This is a genomic window from Saccharomonospora saliphila YIM 90502, assembly GCF_000383795.1.
Classification (GTDB): Bacteria; Actinomycetota; Actinomycetes; order Mycobacteriales; family Pseudonocardiaceae; genus Saccharomonospora; species Saccharomonospora saliphila.
This window is the reverse complement of the sequence record NZ_KB912624.1, coordinates 45,780-50,872: the sequence shown is the minus strand read 5'-3', so window position 1 is coordinate 50,872 and position 5,093 is coordinate 45,780. Positions and strand designations below refer to the sequence as shown.

The following is a 5,093-nucleotide window of genomic DNA, read 5'->3' as shown; positions in this document are numbered from 1 at the left end:
CGGCGCCGCCGAGCCAGCGGGCGGTCTCGTCCGAGCCGCCCGAGCCCTCCGGGGATTCGGAGGATTCCGCCGCGTCCCCGTCGGCTCCGCCGTCGCCGGAGGCAGAGCCGTGCCCGTCGCCGGAGGACGCGGCCAGGTCGACCACCGGGGCCGGGTGCTCCGGTTCGCCCTCGGTGCTGGTGGGGTCCTGATCCCAGTTCACCACGCTGCCGTCGGAGTAGGTCTGCGCCGCGGCGAACACCAGGGTGTCCACGTCCTCGGGCAGCGGCCCGAGGCTGACGTGGAACTCCTCGTAGGAGGTCGTGCCGGCCGGGATCTCGGTGCCCTCGTCGGCGGTGAAGGTGATGCCGGTGACCACGTCGTCGGGCTCGGAGACCGAGGCCGTCCACCCGGGCACGGGCTTGGTGCGGGCCGAACTGATGCCGTACTCGGCGGGCACGGTGAGCGCCACCTCGGTGGTGCCCACGTCCTCCTTCTCGTTCGGCACGCGGAACGCGACCGCGCCGTAGCCGCCCTGTTCGGGCTGTTCGCCGTAGACGTTGGCGGTCACGTGGGCCGAGGCCGTGCCCGCCGCGGCCAGGCCGGTGAGCGCGACGGTGGCCGTCAGCGCGGCACACCGGGAAAAAAGTCGACTTGTCGACATGAAAACAGGTCCTCCTGAACCGTGAAGCGTCGATACCGCTGTCGTCGTGGAGTCAGGAGTGTGGGGGCGGTCCGCGGAGCGGGTGTGCTCGCCGCAGCAGCACCTCGACGGCGTGCCCGCCCGTGGGGGAGGCGGCCACTCTGCCGGGTGCGAGAGTCCACCCGGAGGGCGGCCGAAGGCGCACCACGAACAGTCCGAACAGCGTGCCGACGACGTGGATGGCCGTCGCGAGCATCGCCTCCGCGCGTGCCAGCAGGACCGCCGTGATGACGGTGGCGACGGCGTGCAGGGCGAGCATGGCCGGTCCGTCGGCGACGTGCCCGGAGAGGTGACTGAGCACCCCGTGGGCGAGCACCTGCGCGCCGCCGAGCACGGCGAGCACGCCGAGGACACCGCGCACGTGCTCGGCCGCCGCCGTGGACGCCCAGCCGATCACCACGGCCAGCCCGACCGTGCTCACCAGGTCGGGCAGGTGGCCCCCGCCCATCGTGTGCGCGCTGACGGTCAGCGCGGCGGAACTCCCCGCGAGCAGCACCCTGCGTGCGCGCCCGGGCGCGCGGGGTACGAACGTGCTGCTCACCCGGCCCACCCTAGGCGACGACGTACCGAGACGAATATCCCGTCGAGCTTGCCTTTCCGGCCCCGGATCGGGAAACGTGTCGCCATCGCCGTGCGGGCCCCCGGACGGCACGGCTGGTGACAACGAGACCGGGCGGTGGTGCGTTTGAGTTTGTTCGAGTACGTGGCCGACCGTTGGGCACGACTGTCGTTGCAGGCATGGCTGCATGTCAGCGAGGTGGTGCAGTCGACGCTGCTGGCCGCGGTGCTGGGAGTGCTCATCGGGGTGGCGGTCTACCGCAGCCCCGTCGGGTCGGCCGTGGCGACGGCGCTGGCCAGCACGATCCTGACGATCCCCTCGTTCGCGCTGCTGGGCCTGCTCATCCCGGTGTTCGGGCTCGGAGCCACGCCCACGGTGATCGCCCTCGTGCTGTACGCGCTGCTGCCGATCACCCGGAACACCATCGTCGGGCTGGCCGGGGTGGACCCGGCGGTCACCGACGCCGCCCGCGGCCTCGGCATGAGCAGGGCGGGTGTGCTCACCAAGGTCGAACTGCGCCTGGCGTGGCCTGCCATCCTCGCCGGGATGCGGGTGGCCACGCAGATGCTCATGGGCATCGCCGTGATCGCCGCCTACGCCAAGGGCCCGGGCCTCGGCGGCGAGGTGTTCTCGGGACTGACGAGGGCGGGCAGTGCGAACGCGACCAATCAGGCCCTCGCGGGCACGCTCGGCGTCGTCCTTCTGGCCCTGCTGCTCGAGGCCGTGTATTTCGTCATCGCCCGCCTGACCGTGTCGAGGGGAATCCGTGGCTGAGAATCCGATCGCCGTCGTCGAGGAGCGCTCCGCCGGTCCGGCGCCCAGCGGGGCCGAGATCCGGCTTGAGCAGGTCACCAAGCGTTACCCGGGCAGCAGCCAACCGGCCGTGGCCGACGTGAGCATGACGATCCCGGCTGGCAAGATCGTCATCCTGGTCGGGCCGTCCGGGTGCGGCAAGACGACGACCATGCGCATGATCAATCGGCTGATCGAGCCGACCTCGGGCCGCATCACCATCGGCGGCGAGGACACCCGCGAGCTGAACGGCGCCGCGCTGCGCCGCACCATCGGCTACGCGATCCAGCAGGCGGGCCTGTTCCCGCACTTCACGGTCGCCGACAACATCGGCGTGGTCCCCGGCCTGCTGCGCTGGAGCCGCAAGCGGATCGCGGAGCGGACCGACGAGCTGATGGACCTGGTCGGGCTCGACCCGGCCGAGTTCCGCGACCGCTACCCGCGTCAGCTTTCCGGCGGCCAGCAGCAACGCGTCGGGGTGGCACGGGCGCTCGCCGCCGACCCGCCGGTGTTGCTGATGGACGAGCCGTTCGGCGCGGTGGACCCGATCACGCGGGGCAACCTCCAGGACGAGCTGCTGCGGCTCCAGTCCGATCTGCGCAAGACCATCGTGTTCGTCACCCACGACTTCGACGAGGCCGTCAAGCTCGGTGACCGCATCGCGGTGCTCGGCAACGCCTCGACGATCCACCAGTACGACACGCCCGAGGCGATCCTGGCCAACCCGGCCAACGACATGGTGGCCGGGTTCGTCGGCGCGGGCGCCTCGCTCAAACAGCTCACGCTGCTGCGGGTGCGCGACGTCGAGTACCGCGACAGCACCCTGACCGCCGCGCACGACACCTCGCCCGCCGAGTTGCGCCGGACGATGACCGAGCGCGGGCGGACCTACGCGCTGGTGCTCGACGCCCGCCGCAGGCCGCTGCGCTGGGTGCACGTCCGCGACCTGCCGCACGCGGCGGCGCTGACGACGGTGGGCAGGCCGGTCGGCGACGCGGTGAGCACGCAATCGACCTTGCAGGACGCGCTGGAGGCGATCCTGGCCGAGGGGGGCAACGCGGTGGTCACCGGTGCCCGGGGCGAATACGTCGGCACGATCGACATCACCACGGTCACCGACACCGTCCAGCAACTCCGGCAGGAGCACGGCGAGGCGGCCTCGGCCGGGCCGGGGGACGAGCGCGCATGAGCACCACCGACGTGCGGGAGTTCTCCACCGAGTCCGGTTCGTCGCGGGCCGAGCGCGTCCGGCTGCTCGCCCAGCCCGCGGTCGTGGTGGTCGTGGTCGGCGCCGTGCTCGGGTGGGCGTTCACCCGGACCAACGACGCGATCGAGGCGGAGTCGCTGACGGCGGGCGTGCTCTGGCAGAAGACGGCCGAGCACCTGGCGATCACCGCGGTGGTGGCCGTGATCGTCGTGGGGGTCGCCGTGCCGCTCGGCATGGTGCTCACCCGGTCGTGGGCCCGTCCCGTGGCGCCGCTGTTCCTCGGCATCGCCAACATCGGCCAGGCCGCGCCCGCGCTCGGCGTGCTGGTGCTGTTCTTCCTGTGGAGCGAGTGGGAAGGGCTCTGGGCCGCCGCGCTGCCGATCGCCTTCTACTCGCTGCTGCCCGTGCTGCGCAACACCATCGTCGGGATCGACTCGGTCGACCCGGCGCTCGTGGACGCGGGCCGCGGCATCGGCATGTCACCTGTCGGGGTGCTGCTGCGGGTGGAGGTGCCGTTGGCGGTGCCGTTGATCCTCGCCGGGCTGCGCACGTCCCTTGTCCTGGCGGTCGGCACGGCGACGCTGGCGTTCTTCGTCAACGGGGGCGGTCTCGGTGAGCTGGTCGACACCGGCTACAAGCTGAACCGCACGGCGGTGCTGGTGGTCGGGGCGGTGCTCGCCGCCGGGCTGGCGCTGCTGGTGGACTGGCTCGGCGCGCTGTTGGAGAACTACCTCGGACCGAAAGGGCTGTCGTCATGACCCGCCTCCGGCACAGGCGCCTCCGGCACAGGCGCCTCCGGCACAGGGTGTGGGCGTTCGTGGCGGTGCTGCCGCTGCTCGCGGCGAGCGCGTGCGGGCTGACCGTCAACGCGGCGCTGCCCTTCGAGGTCCGGCCCGGGTCGATCCAGCCGGTCTCCAGCCTCGACGGCGTCGAGATCACGGTCGGCTCGAAGGATTTCACCGAGCAGATCCTGCTCGGCTACCTCGCTCAGTTCGCGCTGGAGGCGGCCGGAGCCGAGACGGTCGACATGACCAACATCCACGGTTCGAACAGCGCCCGCCACGCGTTGCTCGACGGTCAGATCGACCTCCAGTGGGAGTACACCGGCACGGGGTGGCTTTCCTACCTGGGCCACGACGAGCCGCTGCCCACCGAGCGCGAGCAGTACCGGGCCGTACGCGAGGCCGATCTGGCCCGCAACGGGGTGGTGTGGCTGCCGTACTCGGAGGTCAACAACACCTACGCCTTCGCCACCACCGAGCGGTTCGCGCGGCGGCACGGCTTGAGCACGATGACCGAAGTCACGGAGTTCCTGCGGAACGCCCCTGAGCACGCGGTGTTCTGCGTCGAGACGGAGTTCGCCAGCAGACCGGACGGCATGCCGGGCGTGCGCGAGACCTACGGCTTCCCGGTGACCACGACGAAGACGTTCGGCACGGGGGCGATCTACAGCGCCGTGGCGAACGGGACGTGCGCGTTCGGCGAGGTGTTCACCACCGACGGCCGCATCGCCGGGCTCGACCTGCGCGTCATCACAGACGACCGGGGATTCTTCCCGCAGTACAACGCCGCCGTGACGGTGCGGCAGGAGTTCCTCGACCGTCACCCCGCGATCGCCGACGTGCTCGCGCCGATCGCCGAGGAGCTCGACAACGAGGAGATCATCGAGCTGAACAAGCAGGTCGACGTGGACGGCCGGGACGCGGCCACGGTGGCCCGTGACTGGATGGTGGCGAAGGGATTCATCAGCGCCGGGTGAGGTCTCCCGGCACCGTCGCGCCGGCCGCGCGCCGGGCGGGCGAACGGCACAGGCCGAGACCCGGCGCGGGTCAGTGCGCGTCCAGCCCGAGCCT

At 71.7% G+C, this 5,093-nt stretch carries 6 protein-coding genes; 4 read left to right on the top strand and 2 right to left on the bottom strand.

The annotated features are described in order from the left end of the window. On the bottom strand, positions 1 to 643 hold a 643-nt coding region (locus tag SACSA_RS21315; protein ID WP_019813599.1), incomplete at its 3' end, for a YcnI family copper-binding membrane protein. A 52-nt stretch (positions 644 to 695) separates the two neighbouring features. Continuing rightward, positions 696 to 1,223, bottom strand: coding sequence for a hypothetical protein (locus SACSA_RS0103650; RefSeq protein ID WP_157596591.1), 528 nt, complete (start codon positions 1,221 to 1,223; stop codon positions 696 to 698). 144 nt (positions 1,224 to 1,367) lie between these two features. Here SACSA_RS0103650 and SACSA_RS0103645 point away from each other — a divergent pair, with 144 nt between their 5' ends. Genes SACSA_RS0103645 through SACSA_RS0103630 form a run of 4 tightly spaced genes read left to right on the top strand, consistent with a single transcriptional unit; the run spans position 1,368 to position 4,999 of the window. Further along, complete coding sequence (locus SACSA_RS0103645; protein ID WP_028661505.1) at positions 1,368 to 2,015, top strand: ABC transporter permease; 648 nt, start codon at positions 1,368 to 1,370, stop codon at positions 2,013 to 2,015. Further along, a complete protein-coding gene (locus tag SACSA_RS0103640; protein WP_019813593.1) occupies positions 2,008 to 3,222 on the top strand; it encodes an ABC transporter ATP-binding protein in 1,215 nt (404 codons plus the stop codon). The genes SACSA_RS0103645 and SACSA_RS0103640 overlap by 8 nt, the downstream gene beginning before the upstream one ends. Beyond that, entirely contained in the window at positions 3,219 to 3,998 is a 780-nt protein-coding gene (locus SACSA_RS0103635) for an ABC transporter permease (protein WP_019813591.1), read from the top strand. Before SACSA_RS0103640 ends, SACSA_RS0103635 begins: the two co-directional genes overlap by 4 nt. After that, the gene (locus SACSA_RS0103630; protein ID WP_019813586.1) at positions 3,995 to 4,999 is read left to right on the top strand and encodes a glycine betaine ABC transporter substrate-binding protein; all 1,005 of its coding nucleotides are present in this window, start codon (positions 3,995 to 3,997) and stop codon (positions 4,997 to 4,999) included. The genes SACSA_RS0103635 and SACSA_RS0103630 overlap by 4 nt, the downstream gene beginning before the upstream one ends. The last annotated feature ends 94 nt before the right edge of the window (positions 5,000 to 5,093 follow it).

Bases quoted from the DNA above. Each gene is read 5' to 3' on its own strand.
- SACSA_RS0103635 (WP_019813591.1), top strand. From the start codon at position 3,219: ATGAGCACCACCGACGTGCGGGAGTTCTCCACCGAGTCCGGTTCGTCG.
- SACSA_RS0103630 (WP_019813586.1), top strand. From the start codon at position 3,995: ATGACCCGCCTCCGGCACAGGCGCCTCCGGCACAGGCGCCTCCGGCAC.